The sequence below is a fragment of the Streptomyces sp. CMB-StM0423 genome (genome assembly GCF_002847285.1).
GTDB lineage: Bacteria > Actinomycetota > Actinomycetes > Streptomycetales > Streptomycetaceae > Streptomyces.
Window position 1 is genome coordinate 4,112,004 of record NZ_CP025407.1, and the last position, 18,424, is coordinate 4,130,427.

18 protein-coding genes and 1 tRNA gene are annotated in these 18,424 nt (G+C 74.4%); 7 read left to right on the top strand and 12 right to left on the bottom strand.

Going from position 1 to position 18,424, the window contains the following annotated elements:
* Positions 1-284: 284 nt before the first annotated feature.
* From CXR04_RS17850 to pdhA, 4 genes are read right to left on the bottom strand one after another with little or no spacing between them, the layout of a single operon-like run.
* Positions 285-1,226 (bottom strand): DUF6457 domain-containing protein, encoded by a 942-nt coding sequence (locus CXR04_RS17850; RefSeq protein WP_101423390.1) that lies wholly within the window; start codon positions 1,224-1,226, stop codon positions 285-287.
* Between the two features lie 33 nt (positions 1,227-1,259).
* Positions 1,260-2,804 (bottom strand): dihydrolipoamide acetyltransferase family protein, encoded by a 1,545-nt coding sequence (locus CXR04_RS17855; protein WP_101423391.1) that lies wholly within the window; start codon positions 2,802-2,804, stop codon positions 1,260-1,262.
* A complete protein-coding gene (locus CXR04_RS17860) occupies positions 2,804-3,841 on the bottom strand; it encodes an alpha-ketoacid dehydrogenase subunit beta (protein WP_101423392.1) in 1,038 nt (345 codons plus the stop codon). The genes CXR04_RS17855 and CXR04_RS17860 overlap by 1 nt, the downstream gene beginning before the upstream one ends.
* Complete coding sequence (gene pdhA, locus CXR04_RS17865) at positions 3,838-4,986, bottom strand: pyruvate dehydrogenase (acetyl-transferring) E1 component subunit alpha (protein ID WP_101423393.1); 1,149 nt, start codon at positions 4,984-4,986, stop codon at positions 3,838-3,840. The genes CXR04_RS17860 and pdhA overlap by 4 nt, the downstream gene beginning before the upstream one ends.
* Before the next feature lie 161 nt (positions 4,987-5,147).
* On the opposite strand from pdhA, the gene CXR04_RS17870 reads away from it, so the two are divergent.
* Positions 5,148-5,678, top strand: coding sequence for an Lrp/AsnC family transcriptional regulator (locus CXR04_RS17870; protein WP_101423394.1), 531 nt, complete (start codon positions 5,148-5,150; stop codon positions 5,676-5,678).
* 51 nt (positions 5,679-5,729) lie between these two features.
* Here the strand turns inward: CXR04_RS17870 and CXR04_RS17875 are convergent, their stop codons facing one another.
* Positions 5,730-6,344: a TetR/AcrR family transcriptional regulator gene (locus CXR04_RS17875; RefSeq protein WP_101423395.1), complete on the bottom strand. Its 615-nt coding sequence runs from the start codon at positions 6,342-6,344 to the stop codon at positions 5,730-5,732.
* A gap of 92 nt (positions 6,345-6,436) precedes the next feature.
* Between CXR04_RS17875 and paaN the strand changes: the two genes are divergently transcribed.
* Entirely contained in the window at positions 6,437-8,119 is a 1,683-nt protein-coding gene (gene paaN, locus CXR04_RS17880; RefSeq protein WP_101423396.1) for a phenylacetic acid degradation protein PaaN, read from the top strand.
* A 299-nt stretch (positions 8,120-8,418) separates the two neighbouring features.
* Here paaN and CXR04_RS17890 read toward each other — a convergent pair whose 3' ends face one another.
* Genes CXR04_RS17890 through CXR04_RS17900 form a run of 3 tightly spaced genes read right to left on the bottom strand, consistent with a single transcriptional unit; the run spans position 8,419 to position 11,411 of the window.
* Positions 8,419-9,195, bottom strand: a complete 777-nt coding sequence (locus CXR04_RS17890; protein ID WP_101423397.1) for a TrmH family RNA methyltransferase — start codon at positions 9,193-9,195, stop codon at positions 8,419-8,421.
* A gap of 54 nt (positions 9,196-9,249) precedes the next feature.
* Complete coding sequence (locus CXR04_RS17895) at positions 9,250-10,593, bottom strand: HTTM domain-containing protein (protein ID WP_101426448.1); 1,344 nt, start codon at positions 10,591-10,593, stop codon at positions 9,250-9,252.
* Between the two features lie 32 nt (positions 10,594-10,625).
* Positions 10,626-11,411, bottom strand: a complete 786-nt coding sequence (locus CXR04_RS17900) for a DUF5819 family protein (RefSeq protein WP_101423398.1) — start codon at positions 11,409-11,411, stop codon at positions 10,626-10,628.
* 162 nt (positions 11,412-11,573) lie between these two features.
* Between CXR04_RS17900 and paaA the strand changes: the two genes are divergently transcribed.
* Genes paaA through CXR04_RS17925 form a run of 5 tightly spaced genes read left to right on the top strand, consistent with a single transcriptional unit; the run spans position 11,574 to position 15,463 of the window.
* The gene (gene paaA / locus CXR04_RS17905) at positions 11,574-12,608 is read left to right on the top strand and encodes a 1,2-phenylacetyl-CoA epoxidase subunit PaaA (protein ID WP_101426449.1); all 1,035 of its coding nucleotides are present in this window, start codon (positions 11,574-11,576) and stop codon (positions 12,606-12,608) included.
* On the top strand, positions 12,605-12,964 hold the full coding sequence (gene paaB / locus CXR04_RS17910) for a 1,2-phenylacetyl-CoA epoxidase subunit PaaB (protein WP_101423399.1): 360 nt from the start codon (positions 12,605-12,607) through the stop codon (positions 12,962-12,964). The genes paaA and paaB overlap by 4 nt, the downstream gene beginning before the upstream one ends.
* Positions 12,961-13,725 carry a 1,2-phenylacetyl-CoA epoxidase subunit PaaC gene (gene paaC / locus CXR04_RS17915; RefSeq protein ID WP_101423400.1) on the top strand — a complete coding sequence of 255 codons (765 nt, stop codon included), beginning with the start codon at positions 12,961-12,963 and terminating at the stop codon, positions 13,723-13,725. The genes paaB and paaC overlap by 4 nt, the downstream gene beginning before the upstream one ends.
* On the top strand, positions 13,719-14,372 hold the full coding sequence (paaD, locus tag CXR04_RS17920) for a 1,2-phenylacetyl-CoA epoxidase subunit PaaD (protein WP_101423401.1): 654 nt from the start codon (positions 13,719-13,721) through the stop codon (positions 14,370-14,372). Before paaC ends, paaD begins: the two co-directional genes overlap by 7 nt.
* A complete protein-coding gene (locus CXR04_RS17925) occupies positions 14,369-15,463 on the top strand; it encodes a 2Fe-2S iron-sulfur cluster-binding protein (RefSeq protein WP_101423402.1) in 1,095 nt (364 codons plus the stop codon). Before paaD ends, CXR04_RS17925 begins: the two co-directional genes overlap by 4 nt.
* A 47-nt stretch (positions 15,464-15,510) precedes the next feature.
* Here the strand turns inward: CXR04_RS17925 and CXR04_RS17930 are convergent, their stop codons facing one another.
* From CXR04_RS17930 to CXR04_RS17945, 4 genes are all read right to left on the bottom strand, one after another.
* Positions 15,511-15,855, bottom strand: a complete 345-nt coding sequence (locus CXR04_RS17930; protein ID WP_047016830.1) for a rhodanese-like domain-containing protein — start codon at positions 15,853-15,855, stop codon at positions 15,511-15,513.
* Positions 15,856-15,934: 79 nt separating this feature from the next.
* A complete protein-coding gene (locus CXR04_RS17935; RefSeq protein ID WP_101423403.1) occupies positions 15,935-16,822 on the bottom strand; it encodes a hypothetical protein in 888 nt (295 codons plus the stop codon).
* Between the two features lie 227 nt (positions 16,823-17,049).
* The gene (locus tag CXR04_RS17940; RefSeq protein WP_018840686.1) at positions 17,050-17,625 is read right to left on the bottom strand and encodes a TerD family protein; all 576 of its coding nucleotides are present in this window, start codon (positions 17,623-17,625) and stop codon (positions 17,050-17,052) included.
* 445 nt (positions 17,626-18,070) lie between these two features.
* A tRNA-Leu gene (locus CXR04_RS17945) sits at positions 18,071-18,154 on the bottom strand.
* Between the last annotated feature and the right edge of the window lie 270 nt (positions 18,155-18,424).

Genomic DNA, 18,424 nt, shown 5'->3' on the forward strand with positions numbered 1-18,424 from the left:
TCCGTTCCGGTCCGTGAGCGCCAGGGCGTCACCGAACTCGTCCGCGCGCGCCCGCTCCCGGGACGTACCCCGCCCTGGGGGAGCCGCAGGAGCCGCGGGCGGCGGGGGGTCGGCGAGGGTGAAGGCGTCGCCGTAGGTGGCGGCCAGGTCGCGGCGGTCGTTCGCCAGCGCCAGCGCGTCCGCGAACTCGTCGCCGCGGGCCCCGGTTTCGCCGTCGCTCCCGTTCCCGCTCCCGGCTCCGGCGCCCGACCCGGGGGTGCGCGGGTCGCCGCGCCGACCAGACGTCATGTGTCCGACCGGCCCTCCTCGGCCGCCTCCTCGGCCCACCGCTCCGTCAGCGCCGTGACCTTGCGCGCCGCCTCCGCGACCGCCTCGGGGCCGCCGCCGGCCCGCCCCGCCGCGTAGCCGACGAGGAACGTCGTCAACGGGGCCGCGGGGCGCGCCACTCCGTGCGCGGCGTCGCGCGCGAGGTCGAGCAGGACGCGGGTGTCCACCTCGGTGTCGAGACCGAGTTCTTCCTTGACCGCTGCGAGCCATTCATCCAGCACGTGCCCATGCTCCCTGATCCGGTCCCTGGCCGTGGCCAGATCCTCCCAGGTGTCGCAGTCGAACGTGGCACCGGATGCCGACCGGACGAGCGTCAGCTCCCCGGTGAGCAGCCGCAGCGGCAGTCCGGCGACCCCTCCGTACTCGACGGCGAGCAGCGCGAGGCCGCGCCGCAGCGATTCGCTCCGGTACGCCGCGACCAGCGGCTGGTCGCGGCCGGTGCCGTCCACGAACATCGCACCGTCCACGCCTTCGCCGGCCGCCGCGAGCGATTCGCGGAGGGTACGGACCGTGCCGTCGTCCAGGAACGGCAGGTCGGCGGAGAGCAGTACGACGGTGTCGGCGGAGGTCAGCGGCAGCGCGGCGGCCAGCGCGGCGACGGGGCCGCCGCCGGGCGGCGCCTCGCGGGTCCACGTCACCGGGCGGACCGTGGGGCGCCGCGGCCCCACGACGACGGTCTGCCCGGCGCCGCGGCACGCGCGCAACACCCGGTCCAGCAGGGTCCGCCCGCCGACGCGCAGGGCCATCTTGTCGACCCCGCCGAGCCGCTGCGCGGCACCTCCGGCGAGCACGACGGCGGCGTACGCCCCGGCCGCCCCGGCGCCCGCACCCGCGTGCGCCGCGCCGGACCCCGAACCGCGGGCCCCCGCCCCGGACCCCGTACCGCCGGACTCCTCCATGGCACCGGACCCTACCCGCCGTGCGCCGTTCCGCTAGAGCGCCCTGAGCAGCACCGCGGGATGCTCGACGCAGTCGGCCACGTACCGCAGGAAGCCGCCCGCCGTGCCGCCGTCGCACACCCGGTGGTCGAACGTGAACGACAGCTCCACCACGCGCCGCACCGCCAACTCGCCGCCGTGCACCCACGGCTTCTCCGCGATCCGCCCCACGCCGAGCATGCCCGCCTCTGGGTGGTTGAGGATCGGGGTCGAGCCGTCGACGCCGAAGACGCCGTAGTTGTTCAGCGTGAACGTGCCGCCGGTCAGCTCCGCGGGCGTCAGCGTGCCGGCCCGGGCCGCCTCCGTCAGCCGCGCCATCTCCGCGGAGAGCCGCTCGGCGGAGAGCGCGTGCGCGTCGCGTACGACCGGGACGACGAGCCCGCGGTCCGTCTGCGCGGCGAAGCCGAGGTGGACGGCGGGCAGCCGGACTATCTCCCGGCCCTGCACCGTGGAGTTCAACTCGGGGTAGCGCGCGAGCGCGGCGGTGCAGACACGGCCGAGCAGGGCGAGCAGCGACACCGCGGGGCGGTCCCCCGCGGCGGCGTTCATCGCCCGCCGGGCCGCGAGCAACTCCGTCGCGTCGGCGTCCACCCAGCACGTGACATCGGGGATCTCCCGCCGGCTGCGCGAGAGCTTGTCGGCGATGGCTCCGCGCACTCCCCGCAGCGGCACCCGCTCGCCCCCGGCGAGCCCGCCGCCCGCGGCCAGGGCCGTCCCGGTACCCGCGGTACGGGTCCCGGCGCCAACTGCCGTGTCACCGGCCGCCGTACGTCCCGCAGCCGCGGCCGCACCACGGCCCGCGGACGCCCCGGCCCGTACCGCGGCCTCGACGTCGGCGCGCAGGATCAGCCCGTGCGGCCCGCTGCCGGTGACGGCGCGCAGGTCGAGCCCGGACTCCCGGGCGATCCGCCGCACCAGCGGCGAAATGACGGCCACCGGTCCGTCCGCCGGGACCTCGGGCGCCCTCGTGCCCCGCGGTGCCGGCGCGCCCGCTCCGGGACGAACCGGGCCACCGCCGAGGGGGGTTCGCCTGGCACCGGCACCCCGCCGCCGGCGGCGCGTACCGCCCGCGCTCGTGCCGTAGCCGACGAGGACGTTGCCCGAACCGCCCGTCTCCTCCCCGGCGAACTCCGCCGAGGCCCGCGCGTCGGCCACCGCGCCGTCGACCACTGCCCCGTCGACCGCGCCCGCCGGACCACCGTCCGCCGGACCGGCCCCGGCGCCGCGGATCCTGTCCTCGATCCGGTCCCGGTATCCGCCACCGGCACCGGACCCGGCTCCACCCCCGGTGCCGGTCTCCACCGCCACCGTGACCAGCACGGACCCCACCGGCACCTCCGTGCCCGGGTCGCCGTGGCGGGCGGTGACGACGCCCCCGTACGGGCACGGCACCTCGACCATCGCCTTGGCCGTCTCGACCTCGACCACCGGCTGGTCGACGGCGATGACGTCGCCGACGTCCACCAGCCAGGTGACGATCTCCGCCTCCGTCAGGCCCTCCCCCAGGTCGGGCAGCGCGAACTCGCGGACCTCCGGCATCAGCCGCCCTCCGTCCACTCGGCCTCCCACTGCAGCCGCGACACCGCGTCGAGCACGCGGTCCACGCCCGGCAGGTGGTGCTTCTCCAGCATCGGCGGCGGGTACGGGATGTCGAGGCCGGCGACGCGCAGCACGGGCGCCTCCAGGTGGTGGAAGCACCGCTCGCCGATGCGGGCGGCGATCTCGCCGCCGGGGCCGGCGAAGCCGGGTGACTCGTGGACGACGACGGCCCGGCCCGTGCGCCGTACGGACGCGGTCACCGTCTCCTCGTCGAACGGCACCAGGGAGCGCAGGTCGACGACCTCCAGGTCCCAGCCCTCCTCCCGCGCGGCCTCGGCGGCCTCCAGGCAGACCGGCACCGACGGCCCGTACGTCACGAGCGTCGCCGTCGTGCCCGGCCGGCGCACCACCGCGCGCCCGATGCCCGGCACCTCCTCGGGCCGCTCGGGGTCCCAGCCGGCCTTCGACCAGTAGAGCCGCTTGGGCTCCATGAAGACCACGGGATCGTCGGAGGCGATGGCCGCGCGCAGCAGCCCGTAGGCGTCGGCGACGGTGCCGGGCGTCACCACGTGCAGCCCGGGGGTGGCCATGTAGTACGCCTCGGAGGAGTCGCCGTGGTGCTCGACGCCGCCGATGCCGCCGCCGTACGGGACGCGGATGGTCAGCGGCATCGGGGTGGCGCCCCGGGTGCGGTTGCGCATCCGGGAGACGTGGCTGACGAGCTGCTCGAACGCCGGGTAGCCGAAGGCGTCGAACTGCATCTCCACCACGGGCCGCAGCCCGTACATCGCCATCCCCACGGCCGTGCCGAGGATGCCGGCCTCGGCCAGCGGGGTGTCCGCGCAGCGGTCCTCGCCGAACTCCTCCGCCAGGCCCTGGGTGATGCGGAAGACGCCGCCGAGCTGCCCGACGTCCTCGCCCATGACGTGGACGGCGGGGTCGGCGGCCATGGCGTCGCGCATCGCGCGCGTGAGGGCCTGCGCCATGGTGGCGGGCTTGCGTCCGGCGGCGGTGCCGGCGACGGCCGTCGTCGTCATCGCGCGTCCTCCTCTTCGGCCTGGAAGTCCGCCTCCAGCTCGGCGCGCAGCATGCTCTCCTGCGCGCGGAGCTGCTGGGTCGGCTCGGTGTAGACATACGCGAAGAGGTCCATCGGGTCCAGCTCGGCGTCGGCGTGCAGCCGCTCGCGCATGCCCGCCGCCACCTCCTCCGCGGCCGCGCGGGCCGCGGCGGCGCCCGCCTCGTCGAGCAGCCCGCGGCCGGTCAGCTCGGCCTCCAGCAGCGCGATGGGGTCGTGCCCGCGCCAGGGTTCGACCTCGCTGTCCGTGCGGTACCGCGTGGCGTCGTCGGCGTTGGTGTGCGCGTCCATGCGGTACGTGACGGCCTCGACGAGCGTCGGGCCGCCGCCGCCCCTGGCCTGCTCGACGGCCTCGGTGAGGACCTCGTACGCGGCCACCGCGTCGTTGCCGTCGACGAGGCGGCCCGGCATCCCGTATCCCACGGCCTTGTGGGCGAGGGAGGGGGCGGCGGTCTGCTTGGCGAGGGGGACGGAGATCGCGAAGCCGTTGTTCTGCACGAGGAAGACCACGGGGGCGCGCCAGACGGCGGCGAAGTTCAGCGCCTCGTGGAAGTCGCCCTCGCTGGTGCCGCCGTCGCCGACCATGGCGAGGGCGACCACGTCGTCACCCTTGAGCCGCGCGGCGCGGGCGAGGCCGACCGCGTGCGGGAGCTGGGTGGCGAGCGGGGTGCACAGGGGGGCGATGCGGTGCTCCGCGGGGTCGTACCCGGTGTGCCAGTCGCCGCGGAGCAGGGTGAGGGCCTGCACGGGGTCGAGCCCGCGGGCGACGGCCGCGAGCGTGTCCCGGTAGCTGGGGAAGAGCCAGTCCTGCGGGCGCAGGGCGCGAGCGGCGGCGACCTGGCAGGCTTCCTGGCCGGTCGTGGACGGGTAGACGGCGAGGCGGCCCTGCTTGGTCAGGGTGGTGGCCTGCTCGTTGTACCGCCGGCCGGTGACCAGCGCGCCGTACAGCTCGCGGAGCAGTCCGGCGTCGGCCTTCTCCGCGGCGGAGGTGCCGAGCACGCGGTACGGCTCGGGGTCGGGCAGCAGGGGGGCCGCTTCCGTACGCGGCTTCCAGGCCGGCGGGGGCGCCGGGTGGTAGGCACGGCCGGGCTGCTCAAGAACCGTCATGACGTCCACCTCCTTGTGGGCGTGGCTGAGTCCTCATGCACTCCCTACCGATTGTTCGGTTGACGGCACATTTTGGCTACAGGGAACCCCAGCCTGTGGACAAACGGTTCTGCACAGCTTCCAATACCAGCAGGTCGTCCAGACAGGGGAGGCGGTACGGCATGGCGGAAGAACAGTTGGCAGACGACACCCCCGACCTGCCTACGCCGGCCCCCGCGGTGCCCGCGCCGCGCCCGCCGGCCCGCCGTCTGGACTCCGTCGACCGCGAGATCGTCCGCATCCTGCGCGCCGACGGCCGCGCCTCCGTACGCTCCGTGGCCGAGCAGGTCCACGTCTCCCGCGCCAACGCCTACGCCCGGATCAACCGCCTCATCGACGACGGCGTGATCCGCGGCTTCGCCGCCCGGATCGACCAGGAGCGGGCGGGGCAGGGGACGTCCGCGTACATCACGCTGAAGATCGTCCAGAACACCTGGCGCACCGCCCGCCGCCAGCTCGAACAACTGCCGGGCGCGGCGCACATCGCGCTCGTCGGCGGGGACTTCGACGTGCTGCTGCTGGTGCATACGGAGGACAACCGCGCGCTGCGCGACCTGGTGCTGACCCGGATCCAGTCGATCCCGGAGGTGCTGTCGACGCGCACGCTGCTGGTCTTCGAGGAGACGGACGTGCAGAACGACCTGCTGAGCTGAGTACGCGCCCGGGGCCCGCGCCGGGCGCCGTACCGCCCGGGCCGTCCGCCGTCAGGTCCGCAGGCCGGCGAAGGCCAGCGTCACCACGGCCGCCGGGACCTCGGCGTCGTCGTGGGCGTTGCCCGCGCGCGGGCGGTACCACTCCGCGATCGAGTTGATCATGCCGAAGAGCAGCCGCGTGGCCAGCCGGACGTCCACGTCGGCCCGCAGGTCGCCGTCCGCCACCGCCTCCTTGAGCAGCGCCGCCACCCGGGCGTCGAACTCGCGGCGGCGCTCCATCGCCCAGCGCTCCGTCTCGGTGTTGCCGCGCACGCGCAGGAGCAGCGTCACATACGGCAGCTCCGCCATCAGCACGGCGGTCGTGCCCCGGGCGACGGCCTCCAGCCGGTCCACGGCCCGCCCGGTGCGCGCGGCGGGCTCGTCGAGGACGCCGAAGAGGCCGTCGAGCGCCCGGCTGACCGCCCGGTGCAGCAGCTCTTCCTTGCCGCGCACGTGGTGGTATATCGAGGACTTGGAGATGCCCGCGGCGCGCGAGAGGTGTTCCATCGAGGTGCCGTCGTACCCCCGCTCCAGGAAGACCTCGACGGCCACGGCGAGCAGCGTCTCGGGGGTGTACGTGTCCCGTTTCGCGCCGCTCCGCGCGCCTGTCCGCCTGCTCTCGGCCACTTATCCACAGCCTCTCTTGCCCCGACCGATCATTCGGTTACTCTAGCCGCGAAGCCCGATTTCCGCCCAGCTCGACGAGGAGTTGGTTCCGCATGCCCGCCCCCCTCACTCCCGACTCGCTCGCCGAGAAGCACCGCCCGATCCTGGACCAGGCGCTGGACGCGATCCGCACCCGCGCCTTCTGGTCGCCGCACCCCGAGCACCCGAAGGCGTACGGCGAGAGCGCCCCCGATGACGGCCGGGCGGCCTTCGAGGCGCTGCGCGGCACCCGCGTCGACCTCGGCCAGCCCGGCACGGACGGCTGGGCGGGGGACGAGGTCTCGCCGTTCGGGCTGGAGCTGGGGATCACGTATCCGCACGCGGACCCGGACGTGCTGCTGCCCGCGATGCGCGCGGCGACGGGGGCGTGGCGGGAGGCAGGGCCCGAGCTGCGCGCGCTGGTGTGCCTGGAGATCCTCGCCCGGATCAGCGCCCGCACCCACGAGTTCGCGCACGCGGTGATGCACACGTCGGGCCAGGCGTTCATGATGGCGTTCCAGGCCGGCGGGCCGCACGCGCAGGACCGCGGCCTGGAGGCCGTCGCGTACGCGTATGCGGAGCAGAGCCGCACGCCGCTGGTCGCCGAGTGGTCCAAGCCGCAGGGCAAGCGGGACCCGCTGCACCTGCGCAAGACGTTCACGGCCGTGCCGCGCGGCGTCGCGCTGCTCGTCGGGTGCAACACGTTCCCGACCTGGAACGGCTATCCCGGCCTCTTCGCCTCCCTGGCGACGGGGAACGCGGTGCTGGTCAAGCCGCACCCGCGGGCCGTGCTGCCGCTGGCGCTCACGGTGCAGGTCGCCCGCGAGGTGCTGACGGAGGCCGGCTTCGACCCGAACCTGGTGTGCCTGACCGCCGAGCGGGACGGCGAGGGCGTGGCCAAGTCGCTGGCGCTGCGCCCCGAGATCCGGATCGTGGACTACACCGGCTCGTCCGCCTTCGGCGAGTGGCTGGAGGAGAACGCCCGCCAGGCGCAGGTCTACACGGAGAAGGCCGGGGTCAACACGGTCGTGGTCGACTCCACCGACGACTACCGCGGCATGCTCGCCAACCTCGCCTTCTCCCTCTCGCTCTACAGCGGCCAGATGTGCACCACCCCGCAGAACCTGCTGATCCCCCGCGACGGCATCGACACCGACCAGGGCCGCAAGTCGTACGACGAGGTGGTCGCCGGCCTCGCCGCCGCGGTCGACAAACTCCTCGGCGACGACGAGCGGGCGGCGGCGCTGCTCGGCGCGATCGTCAACCCGGGGGTCCAGGAGCGGCTGGCGGCGGCCCCGGGGCTCGGCGAAGTCGCCCTGGCCACCCGGGCGGTGGTCCACCCGGAGTTCCCCGGCGCCACGGTGCGGACGCCGGTGATCGTCAAGCTCGACGGCGCGAAGCCGGAGGCCGAGGCGGCGTACCTGGAGGAGTGCTTCGGCCCGGTGTCGTTCGCGGTCGCGGTCGACTCGACGGGGGACGCGGTGGAGCTGCTGCGGCGCACGATCCGCGAGAAGGGCGCCATGACGGTCGGGGCGTACACGACGTCGACGGAGGTGGAGCGGCAGATCGAGGAGGCGTGTCTGGCGGAGCCGGCGCAGTTGTCCTTCAACCTCACCGGCGGGGTGTTCGTGAACCAGACCGCGGCCTTCTCCGACTTCCACGGCTCGGGCGGCAACCCGGCGGCGAACGCGGCGCTGACGGACGGCGCGTTCGTGGCGAACCGCTTCCGGATGGTGGAGGTCCGCCGCCCCGCGTAGCGCCGCCCGCGGCAGGTCGTGCCCGGAGCGGTCGGCAGACCGCACCCGCAGCGCCCGGCCGCGGTCCTCGCGGCCGGGCGGCCCAGGCTCCGTCTCCGCCCGGATCGGGCCCGGGCGTCCGGCCGGAGACCGCCGGGTCCGCGTAGGCGGGACCGGGCAGGCCCAGGCGGCGCATCGCCAGGCCGGTCGGCGCCTCGAAGATGGCCCGGCGTGCGTTCATCGTCGTGGTGTAGCCGGGATCGAGATGCGGCGCGACCTCGACGATGTCCATGCCCACGGGACGCGGGGCCTCGCAGGGGCTACGGGTTCGCCGGGGTGTCCGGGGCCGCGGGCAGGGACCAGTGGTAGAGGGTCATGGCGACGCTGGTGGCCAGGTTGTAGCTGGAGACCTGCGGGCGCATCGGGAGCGAGACGAGCCGGTCCGCGCGCGTGCGCAGGGCTGGGGAGATGCCGTGCCGCTCGGAGCCGAAGGCGAGGAGCACGCCGGCCGGCAGCCGCAGGGTGCGCAGGTCGTCACCGGCGGGGTCGAGGGCGTAGAGCGGGCCGGGGGCGGCGTCGGGGAGGTCGCCGAGCGGGAGGCGGGCGACGGCCGTGGCGTAGTGCAGCCCGGCGGCACCGCGGACGGCGTTGGGGTGCCAGGGGTCGGCGTCGCCGGTGGTGACGACGCCGGCGGCGCCCATGCCGGCGGCGAGGCGGACGACGGCGCCGACGTTGCCGAGGTTGCGCGGGTTGTCGAGGACGACGACCGGCGCGGAGCGGGGCGCGCGCAGCGCGGCGCGGACGGCGGCCGGCTCCGGCCGGTCGGCCAGGGCGGCGACGCCGGTGGGGTGCCGCCGGGGCACCAGCTCGCGCAGGTCCCGGTCGGGTACCTCGCTGAGCAGGGCGTCGAGGCGGTCGGCGAGGTCGGGGGCCAGTTCGGCGGCGAGCGCGCGGGCGTCGGCGCGGGAGGCGGTGAGGGCGATCCGGACGCGGGCGCCGAAGCGCAGGGCGTGCTTGAGGGCGTGGAAGCCGTCGAGCAGTACGGCGCGGTCGTCCGCGGCGGACTCGCGCCACTCCCGTACGACGTCCGCGCTCATGCGCCGAGCCTACGCGTCGCGGGCGGCGGCCCGTCCGCGTACCCCCCGGGCCCCTCAGGCCCCGCGGACGTCCGCGGGTGCCTCGGGGGAGGCCGCCTGGGCCGGGACCGCCGGGGCAGGATCTTCACCCGCCGGCTGCCGCGGCGGGTGCCCGTCCGGCGGGGCGGTGCCCGGCAGCCTGCCGAGGAGCAGGTTCTTCAGGCCCGTGACCTTGGCACCCGCCCACACCAGGAAGATCGTCGGGAGGAACACCAGGTCCGCCGAGATCATCGCCGCGGAGAAGAACGGCAGCCCCATGATCACGGCGATCGACGCGTGGTCGATGATCATGACGGTCAGCAGTACGTTCTTCAGCCGCCTGTTGAAGAGGGTGAACGGGAAGGCGACCTGCACGATGACCGTGCCGTAGCCGATCAGCATGATCACGGCCCCGTGGCTCGCCATCATGTCCGCGAGCCCCGGCCAGGGCGTGAAGTAGTCCAGCTTGAGCGGGTAGTAGACGGCGGTGCCGTCCTGCCAGCGGGTGCCCTGGACCTTGTACCAGCCGGCGGTCGCGTAGATGAAGCAGACCTGGGCCATGATCACGAGCAGCCCGGCGTTGTGCGCGAGGTTCGCCAGCACGTCGCAGACCGTCCGCGGCTCGGCGGACCCGGCGCGCTGCGCCGCCCACCACACCGCGTGCGCGACCCACAGACCCCAGAAGATCAGCGCCCAGCCCCAGGTCAGTTGCCCCAGCACGGTGGCGGCGGCCAGCGCGGCGCCGGTCACCGCCCACAGCACCGTCCCGACCCGGTCCTGCGCCGGAGCGCCCGTACCGGGCGCCGCCTGCCGCCGTGCCCGCCGCGCGTCGAGCGACCACACCTGGCCGCAGCGCGTGACCACCAGGTACGTGGCCATGAGGTGGATGACGTTGTCGCCGCCGTCGCCCATGAAGATGCTGCGGTTCTGCAGCGACAGCACGCCGACCATGAACAGCACGGACGCCGTCCGCGTCCGCCAGCCCAGCAGCAGCATCACGCTGGCGGCGATGGCGAGCAGGTAGACGATCTCGAACCAGAACTCGCTGCGCGACCACATCAGCAGCGTGAACGCGTCGGTCTGGCTGATCAGCCGCTTGCCGAGGTCGTAGCTCCACGGCCCGTCGGGACCGTACAGCTCGTGCCGGTGCGGCAGTTCGCGCAGCAGGAAGCAGAGCCAGGTGAACGCGAAGCCGATGCGCACGACGGCCGTCTGGTACGGGCCGAGCGCCCGCGTCGTGACGTGGCCGAGGCCGCGGGTGAGGGCGTCCTCGAAGCGCCGGCGCAGCTCGCGCGCCGAAGGAACCTTCGGGGGCGCGGGCGGCTCGCCGGGCGCGGGGGGCGTGGCGGACGCAGGAGTCGCCGGAGGCGCCGGGGGCAGGGGAGGCTCCGGGGGCGTGTGCGGTGCCGAGGTCACTGGGTGCTCCCCTCCCACACCACACGGTCGCTCTTCATCAGGTCCTCCCCCGTGACGATCCACCAGGGCAGCTCCCGGTAGACCGGCGCGGTGTCCCACTGCTCGCTGCTCCACGGCGGCGGCGCGATCCGCCGGCTGGTCTGCCGGAGCTGGATCTTCTCGACCCGGCCGTCGTTCAGCACGGGGCCCAGGCGCCGCATCACGATGCGCTTGACGTAGTCCTCGGCGAGGTCGGCCCGGTCGGAGATGGCGCGGTTGTCCTCGTCGTGGGTGTCGGTCCAGTAGTCCCAGCCGCGGCGCAGTTCGTTCTGCACGGTGTGGCTGGGGGCCGGGTTGCCCTCGATGTTCTCGTGGTCCATGGCGGTGAGGTCGACCCAGCCGGTCTCCTCGGTGCCACCCTCGGGCATCAGCAACTGGGCGCGCACCTCGACGTGGATGTTGGTCTGCAGCGGGTTGGGCGCGAAGAGCCGCCAGTTCTGCTCGAACTCGGGGAAGACGATGCGGTCGATCGTCTCGTCGTGCTTCTTGCTGAGCGTGTTGGCCGGTGCGACGTGCAGGAAGCCTGCGCCCAGATGCACGGTGACGACGCCGACCAGCACCGCGATGGCCAGCGCGACGATGATCCGCGAGAGCGGCGACAGCCCGGCGATGCCGAGCACCGGACGTGGCGCCGCCGCCGGCTCGCCCTCCGCGGGCTCCGCCGGCGCCGCTGCTTCCGCCCCCGTGACGCCCCCGTCGTCGGGTATGCCGGCGCGGCTCTTGTCCGGCTGGCGCGATTCCATAACCCCCGGGCTCCCGTCTCCTCCGGTCCTTAGGACCGGCACGCTACCCACCCCGACCGCCTCCGCGCAGCGTGCGGGCGCAGAAACCGACCTTGACAGGGTAAGGCCGGGCAAGGAGCATGGAACCGAACGATCGGTCGGTCGGGAGGTATGGGAGCCGAGATGCCGGAGACGATCACCGAAAGAGGCCGCGGGTCAGGAGCCGAGCCGGGTTCCCGGTCCCGTACGGGCACGGGGCCGGCGGACACCGCGCCGCAGGCCACCGCCGCGTTCGAGGCGAAGATCGCCGCTGACGAGCGCATCGAGCCGCGCGACTGGATGCCCGATGCCTACCGGGCGACGCTCGTGCGCCAGATCGCCCAGCACGCGCACTCCGAGATCATCGGCATGCAGCCGGAGGCGAACTGGCTGACGCGTGCCCCCTCCCTGCGCCGGAAGGCGATCCTGCTCGCCAAGGTGCAGGACGAGGCGGGCCACGGCCTGTATCTCTACAGCGCCGCCGAGACCCTGGGCACCGGCCGGGACGAGTTGCTGGACAAGTTGCACGCGGGCCGCCAGAAGTACTCCTCGATCTTCAACTACCCCACGCTCACCTGGGCCGACGTCGGCGCCATCGGCTGGCTCGTGGACGGCGCCGCGATCATCAACCAGGTGCCGCTGTGCCGCTGCTCCTACGGCCCGTACGCGCGCGCGATGGTCCGCATCTGCAAGGAGGAGTCCTTCCACCAGCGCCAGGGGTACGAGCTGCTGCACACCCTCGCGCACGGCACCCCCGGGCAGCATGCGATGGCACAGGACGCCGTCGACCGCTGGTGGTGGCCGTCGCTGATGATGTTCGGCCCGCCCGACGACGAGTCGGCACACTCGGCGCAGTCCATGGCCTGGAAGATCAAGCGCCACTCGAACGACGAACTGCGGCAGCGCTTCGTCGACATCTGCGTGCCGCAGGCCGAGATCCTGGGCCTGACGCTCCCGGACCCGGACCTGCGGTGGAACGAGGAGCGGGGACAGCACGACTTCGGCGCCATCGACTGGGCGGAGTTCAAGGAAGTCCTCCGCGGGAACGGGCCGTGCAACGAGCAGCGGATAGGCCGCAGGCGGCAGGCGCACGAGGACGGCGCGTGGGTGCGCGACGCCGCCGCGGCGTACGCCGCGAAGCGGGCGCGCGCCGCGGAGTCCGCGGAGGCGGCGGCATGACCGCGCCGGCCGCCGGCGGCGGTACGGAGCCGGGCGCGGAGGCGGGCCCCGGGTCCGGCGCCGCCGAGGCGGCGGCAGCGGACTGGCCGCTGTGGGAGGTGTTCGTACGCAGCAGGCGCGGCCTGTCGCACGTGCACGCCGGCTCGCTGCACGCCCCGGACGCCGCCATGGCCCTGCGCAACGCGCGCGATCTCTACACCCGCCGCCAGGAGGGCGTCTCGGTGTGGGTCGTGCCGTCAACGGCGGTCACGGCCTCCTCGCCCGACGAGAAGGACCCGTTCTTCGCGCCCGCCGCCGACAAGCCGTACCGGCACCCCACGTTCTACGAGCTGCCGGAGGGGGTGCGGAACCTGTGAGCACCGCCCCCGACCCGGCCACCGCCGCCCCGGCGCCCCTCGACCCCGCGGCCGCCGCGGGTGCGCTGGCGCTGGGGGACGACGCGCTCGTGCTGTCCCACCGGCTCGCGGAGTGGACCGGCCACGCGCCGGTCCTGGAGGAGGAGGTCGCCCTCGCGAACATCGCGCTCGACCTCCTCGGCCAGGCGCGCACGCTTCTCTCCCTCGTCGGCGACGAGGACGAGCTGGCCTTCCTCCGCGAGGAACGCGCCTTCCGCAACGTGCAGTTGGCCGAGCAGCCGAACGGCGACTTCGCGCACACGATCGCCCGCCAGTTGTACTTCTCCGTCTACCAGGAGCTGCTCTACGGGCAGTTGGCCGCCGCCGGTGAGCCGTCGCCCCTGGCACCGCTCGCGGCGAAGGCGGTCAAGGAGGTCGCGTACCACCGCGACCACGCCGAACAGTGGACCCTGCGCCTCGGCGACGGCACGGAGACCTCACAGGCCCGGATGCGCGCCGGCCTCGACGCGCTCTGGCGGTACACGGGCGAGCTGTTCCGGCCGGTCGAGGGCCTGGCGGTGGACTGGGCCGGGCTGGAGGCGGCGTGGCTGGCGACCGTGGGCGGCGTGCTGGAGCGCGCCGCTCTCGCGCTGCCCGAGGGCCCGCGCGGCACGGGCTGGTCGGCCGGGGCCGGGCGCGAGGGCGTGCACACGGAGCCGTTCGGCCGGATGCTCGCGGAGATGCAGCACCTGCACCGCAGCCACCCGGGGGCGTCATGGTGACGGACGCCCCACAGGACACCCCGCTGGAGGAGCGGCTGCGGGAGCTGGCCGGCAGCGTGCCGGACCCGGAGCTGCCGATGCTGACGCTCGCGGAGCTGGGCGTGGTCCGCGGGGTGCGCAGAACGGGGACGGCGGCGGTGGAGGTCGAGCTGACGCCGACGTACACGGGCTGCCCGGCCGTGGAGTCCATGGCCGAGGACATCGAGCGGGTGCTGCGCGAGCGCGGCGGGATGGCGGAGGTACGGGTACGGCGGGTGCTGGCGCCACCGTGGACGACGGACGACATCACGCCGGAAGGCCGCCGCAAGCTCGCCGAGTCGGGCATCGCCCCACCTCGTACGACGCGCCCCGAGGGCCCGGTCCCGGTCACCCTGACGCCCCGCCGCGGCCCGGCGCCGCGCGAAACCGCGGCCGCAGCTACCGGCAGCGCGTCCGCCGCAGCTCCCGACCACGCCGGCACCGCGACGGCAGGCACCCCCACCTCGCCCCGCCCCGCCGGGCCCGCCGCAGGCGAGCCCGTGCGGTGTCCCCACTGCGGCTCCGCCGAGACCGAGTTGCTGTCGCCGTTCTCCTCCACCGCCTGCAAGGCGCTCCGCCGCTGCACCGCCTGCCTGGAGCCCTTCGACCACTTCAAGGAGCTGACGTGACCGCCGCCGCACCCCGGGGGCACGCCGTCTTCCACGACCTCAAGGTCGCCGGCATCCGCCGTCTCACGGACGACGCCGTCGCCGTGACCTTCGCCGTGCCGCCCGAGCTGCGCGCCGCGTACGGCTTCCGGGCCGGGCAGCACGTCGCCCTGCGGATCCCCACCGGCACCGAGGGCGGCACCAGCGACCGGCGGACGTACTCGATCTGCTCCCCCGAGGACCCCGGGCCCGCCGAGCTGACCGTCGGCGTCCGCGAGGTCGCCGACGGCGCCTGCTCGCCGTACGTCAACCGGCGGCTCGCGCCGGGGGAGACCATGCCCGTCCTCACCCCCGCGGGCCGCTTCGGGCTGCGCGGCGCCGCCGTCCCCGGCGGGCGCTACGGCGCGGTGGTCGGCGGCAGCGGCATCACGCCCGTGCTGTCGATCGCCGCGACCCTCCTCGGGCGCGACCCGCGGGCCCGCTTCTGCCTCGTCCGCAGCGACCGCTCGGCCGACTCGGCGATGTTCCTGGAGGAGGTCGCCGACCTCAAGGACCGCTATCCCGACCGGCTCCAGGTCGTGCAGTCGCTCAGCCGCGAGGAGCAGCAGGCCGGGCTGCCCGCCGGGCGGCTGGACGCGGCGCGGCTGGCGGAGCTGCTGCCCGCGCTGCTGCCGGTGGCGGACGTCGCGGGCTGGTTCCTGTGCGGCCCCTTCGGGCTGATCCAGCAGGCCGAGCGAGGGCTGCGCAGTCTAGGCGTGCCCCGCCGCCGGATCCACGAGGAGATCTTCCACGTCGACGACGCCCCGGCCCCCGAGCCCGCGGGCACCGCGCCCGAGCACAGCACGCTGACCGCCACCCTCGCGGGCCGCTCCGGCAGTTGGCCGCTGCGGCCGGGCGAGAAGCTGCTCGACGCCGTGCTACGGGCCCGCCCGGACGCCCCGTACGCCTGCAAGGGCGGCGTCTGCGGTACGTGCCGGGCGTTCCTGGTCCGCGGCGAGGTCCGGATGGACCGCAGCTACGCGCTGGAGCCCGACGAGCTGGCCGCCGGCTACGTGCTGGCCTGCCAGTCGCACCCGGTGACCGAGCAGGTGGAGCTGGACTTCGACCGCTGACCGGGACGAGCCGCGGGCCGTAGCCACGACCGCAGCCGCGGGCCGCGTCAGAGCACGTGCCCCGCGGCGCCCTTGTCGTCCACGACCGGCCGCCCGGCGGCGGCCCACGCCTCCATGCCCCCGGCGACGTTGACGGCGTCCATCCCCTGCTGCACGAGGTACATCGCCACCTGCGCCGAGCGCCCGCCGGAGCGGCAGATCACGTTGATCCGGCCGTCCTGCGGCGCCGCCTCGGTCACCTCGCCGTAGCGCGCGGCGAACTGGCTCATCGGGACATGCAGGGCGCCCTCGGCGTGACCGGCCTGCCACTCGTCGTCCTCGCGGACGTCCAGGAGGAAGGCGGTCTCCGTCAGCTCGTCGATGCCGACCGTGGGTACGTGACCAAAGCTCATGCCCCGACGCTACCGGACCGCCGCCCGGAGCCCCCGCGCCACCGCCCGCCCCGGGCCCCGGCTCCGTCCCGGCCCCGGCTCAGCCGTGCGCCAGCTCCGCGAGCGCCGCTTCCTTCTCCGACACCCGCGCCAGCAGTTCCTCGGCGATCTCCTCCAGCAGCCGGTCCGGGTCGTCGGGCGCCAGCTTCAGCATCTGCCCGATCGCGCCCTCCTCCAACTGCTTCGCGACCGACACCAGCAGCTCCTTGCGCTGCGCCAGCCACTCCAGCCGCGCGTACAGCTCCTCGGCCCGGCTGCGCCTGGGCTCCTCGGGCGCGGGTCCGGCCTGCCACTCCGCCTTGAGCGCGGTCAGCGCCTCGACGTCCCCGGAGGCGTACGCGGTGTTCACCCGGGCGATGAACGCGCTGCGCCGGTCCGACTCGTGCTCGTCCTGGGCGAGGTCGGGGTGCGCCATGCGGGCCAGCTCGCGGTAGAGCCGGCGGGCCTCCTCGCTGGGCCGCACCCGCGGCGGCGGCGACACCGGCCGGCCGGTGAGCATGTCGGCGGCCTCCGGCGAGAGCCCGTCGGAGTCGAGCCAGCCGCCGAACAGCTCCTCGACGCCGGGCATCGGCATCACCAGCGCCCGTGCCTCGTCGGCCCGGCGCTTGTCCTCCGGGTCGCCGGTCCGCTCGGCCCTGGCCTCGGCGATGAGGGCGTCCAGCTCGTCGAGGCGGCTGTACATGGGGCCGAGGCGCTGGTGGTGCAGCCGGGAGAAGTTGTCGACCTCGATACGGAACGTCTCGACGGCCACCTCGAACTCGATCAGGGCCTGCTCCGCTGCCCGTACGGCGCGCTCCAGCCGCTCGGCGCCGGTGTTCTCGCCGCCGTCCGCGTCCTTGGCGTGCTCGCCGCCGCTTCCTGTCCCGTCGGCGCGCGCGTGCTCGTCGTCGGGGGGCGTCTGCTCGTCGGGCTCCGCGGGTTCCGTCACCCCGCCAGCGTACGGGGTGGGCCTGCGGGCGGGACGGCCAGTTCCGCCAGGTGTGGCCCGCCGCATACGGCCCCGCACCGCCACCGCCGCGGTCCGGCCCCGGAAACGGCGAGACCGGCGACGGCTGCGCCGTCGCCGGTCCGCTGATCGGGCAGGGCGGGAGGGCCGCGGGCCCGAGGGTCCGCGGATCCACCGCCTCAAGAGCCGTTACCGGCTCGGACGTTGACTCAGACGTTGACGCCGAAGTCCTGCGCGATGCCGCGCAGCCCCGAGGCGTAGCCCTGGCCCACGGCGCGGAACTTCCACTCGGCCCCGTTGCGGTACAGCTCGCCGAAGACCATGGCGGTCTCGGTCGAGGCGTCCTCGCTGAGGTCGTAGCGGGCGATCTCGTTGTTGTCGGCCTGGTTGACGACGCGGATGAACGCGTTGCGCACCTGGCCGAAGCTCTGCTGGCGGCTCTCGGCCTCGTAGATCGACACCGGGAAGCTGATCTTCTCGATCTCGGCGGGCACGCCCGCGAGGTTCACCTTCACCTGCTCGTCGTCACCCTCGCCCTCACCGGTGAGGTTGTCACCGGTGTGCTCGACGGAGCCGTCGGGGCTCTTGAGGTTGTTGAAGAAGATGAAGTGCTGGTCCGAGAGGACCTTCCCGTCGGCGCCGAGCAGCAGCGCGCTGGCGTCGAGGTCGAAGTCCGAGCCGGTGGTGGTACGCACGTCCCAGCCGAGACCGACGATGACGGCGGTGAGACCCGGCGCCTCCTTCGTCAGCGAGACGTTTCCACCCTTAGCGAGGCTGACACCCATGACTTACCCTGCCCCAATCCGGCGCGGGCCGCGCCGCTTGACGAACATTGCTGGGCCCGGCTGACCGTGGCACCCATCGGTGCAACGAGCACCCCGGGACCCCGGTTCCCGTCAGCGTACGGCGACGAATCGGACCTCGTGCCCTCGGGTCTACCACCTTCGCCGATCGCCCCGGAACCCCCCGGGCGGCGCGTTACGCCGTCCGGGCGTTTCACGTGAAACCAGACCCGGGCCGCCCCGCGGCGGCCCGACGCTCTCCTCAACCGTTTCACACATCGCCGACCGGCGCCGTCCTGCCGGGAAAGAGCGCAACCGCGTCCGGGCTCCTCAGCCGGGCCGCACCCACGAAGAGCGCGGGGCGCCGGGCGCACAACAAAACGACGGAAGGCTCCCCGCACCGGTGACTTGCGTCACCCGGGCCGGGCACCTTCCGTCGATGTCTGTGTGCGCGAGGGGGGAGTTGAACCCCCACGTCCTTTCGGACACTGGAACCTGAATCCAGCGCGTCTGCCTATTCCGCCACCCGCGCAAAGGGTGTGCCGTACGCGGCTGCAGGCCGCCCGGCGTCGTGCTGACGTCAGGAAGACTAGCACGCGGTCCGGGCCCGAATCACATCCGATTTGCCCGCACCGAGGCCACCGGGGGCCGCTGGTGCGGGACACTGGGAGGAGCCGCCCGTACCATCCCAGGGGACGCCTGGGCGGACGGTGGTGGAGCAGGGCGGGACGACCGGCCGGCCGGTCGTCCCGACAGGTGCGAGACAGGTGTGAGACAGGTGTGAGAGAGGACACCGCGTACC

What these genes read in the sequence shown, in the direction of transcription:
- CXR04_RS17850 (WP_101423390.1), bottom strand. Translation starts at nt 1,226, where the DNA reads ATGGAGGAGTCCGGCGGTACGGGGTCCGGGGCGGGGGCCCGCGGTTCG.
- CXR04_RS17855 (WP_101423391.1), bottom strand. Translation starts at nt 2,804, where the DNA reads ATGCCGGAGGTCCGCGAGTTCGCGCTGCCCGACCTGGGGGAGGGCCTG.
- CXR04_RS17860 (WP_101423392.1), bottom strand. Translation starts at nt 3,841, where the DNA reads ATGACGACGACGGCCGTCGCCGGCACCGCCGCCGGACGCAAGCCCGCC.
- pdhA (WP_101423393.1), bottom strand. Translation starts at nt 4,986, where the DNA reads ATGACGGTTCTTGAGCAGCCCGGCCGTGCCTACCACCCGGCGCCCCCG.
- CXR04_RS17870 (WP_101423394.1), top strand. Translation starts at nt 5,148, where the DNA reads ATGGCGGAAGAACAGTTGGCAGACGACACCCCCGACCTGCCTACGCCG.
- paaN (WP_101423396.1), top strand. Translation starts at nt 6,437, where the DNA reads ATGCCCGCCCCCCTCACTCCCGACTCGCTCGCCGAGAAGCACCGCCCG.
- CXR04_RS17890 (WP_101423397.1), bottom strand. Translation starts at nt 9,195, where the DNA reads ATGAGCGCGGACGTCGTACGGGAGTGGCGCGAGTCCGCCGCGGACGAC.
- CXR04_RS17900 (WP_101423398.1), bottom strand. Translation starts at nt 11,411, where the DNA reads ATGGAATCGCGCCAGCCGGACAAGAGCCGCGCCGGCATACCCGACGAC.
- paaA (WP_101426449.1), top strand. Translation starts at nt 11,574, where the DNA reads ATGCCGGAGACGATCACCGAAAGAGGCCGCGGGTCAGGAGCCGAGCCG.
- paaB (WP_101423399.1), top strand. Translation starts at nt 12,605, where the DNA reads ATGACCGCGCCGGCCGCCGGCGGCGGTACGGAGCCGGGCGCGGAGGCG.
- paaD (WP_101423401.1), top strand. Translation starts at nt 13,719, where the DNA reads ATGGTGACGGACGCCCCACAGGACACCCCGCTGGAGGAGCGGCTGCGG.
- CXR04_RS17930 (WP_047016830.1), bottom strand. Translation starts at nt 15,855, where the DNA reads ATGAGCTTTGGTCACGTACCCACGGTCGGCATCGACGAGCTGACGGAG.
- CXR04_RS17940 (WP_018840686.1), bottom strand. Translation starts at nt 17,625, where the DNA reads ATGGGTGTCAGCCTCGCTAAGGGTGGAAACGTCTCGCTGACGAAGGAG.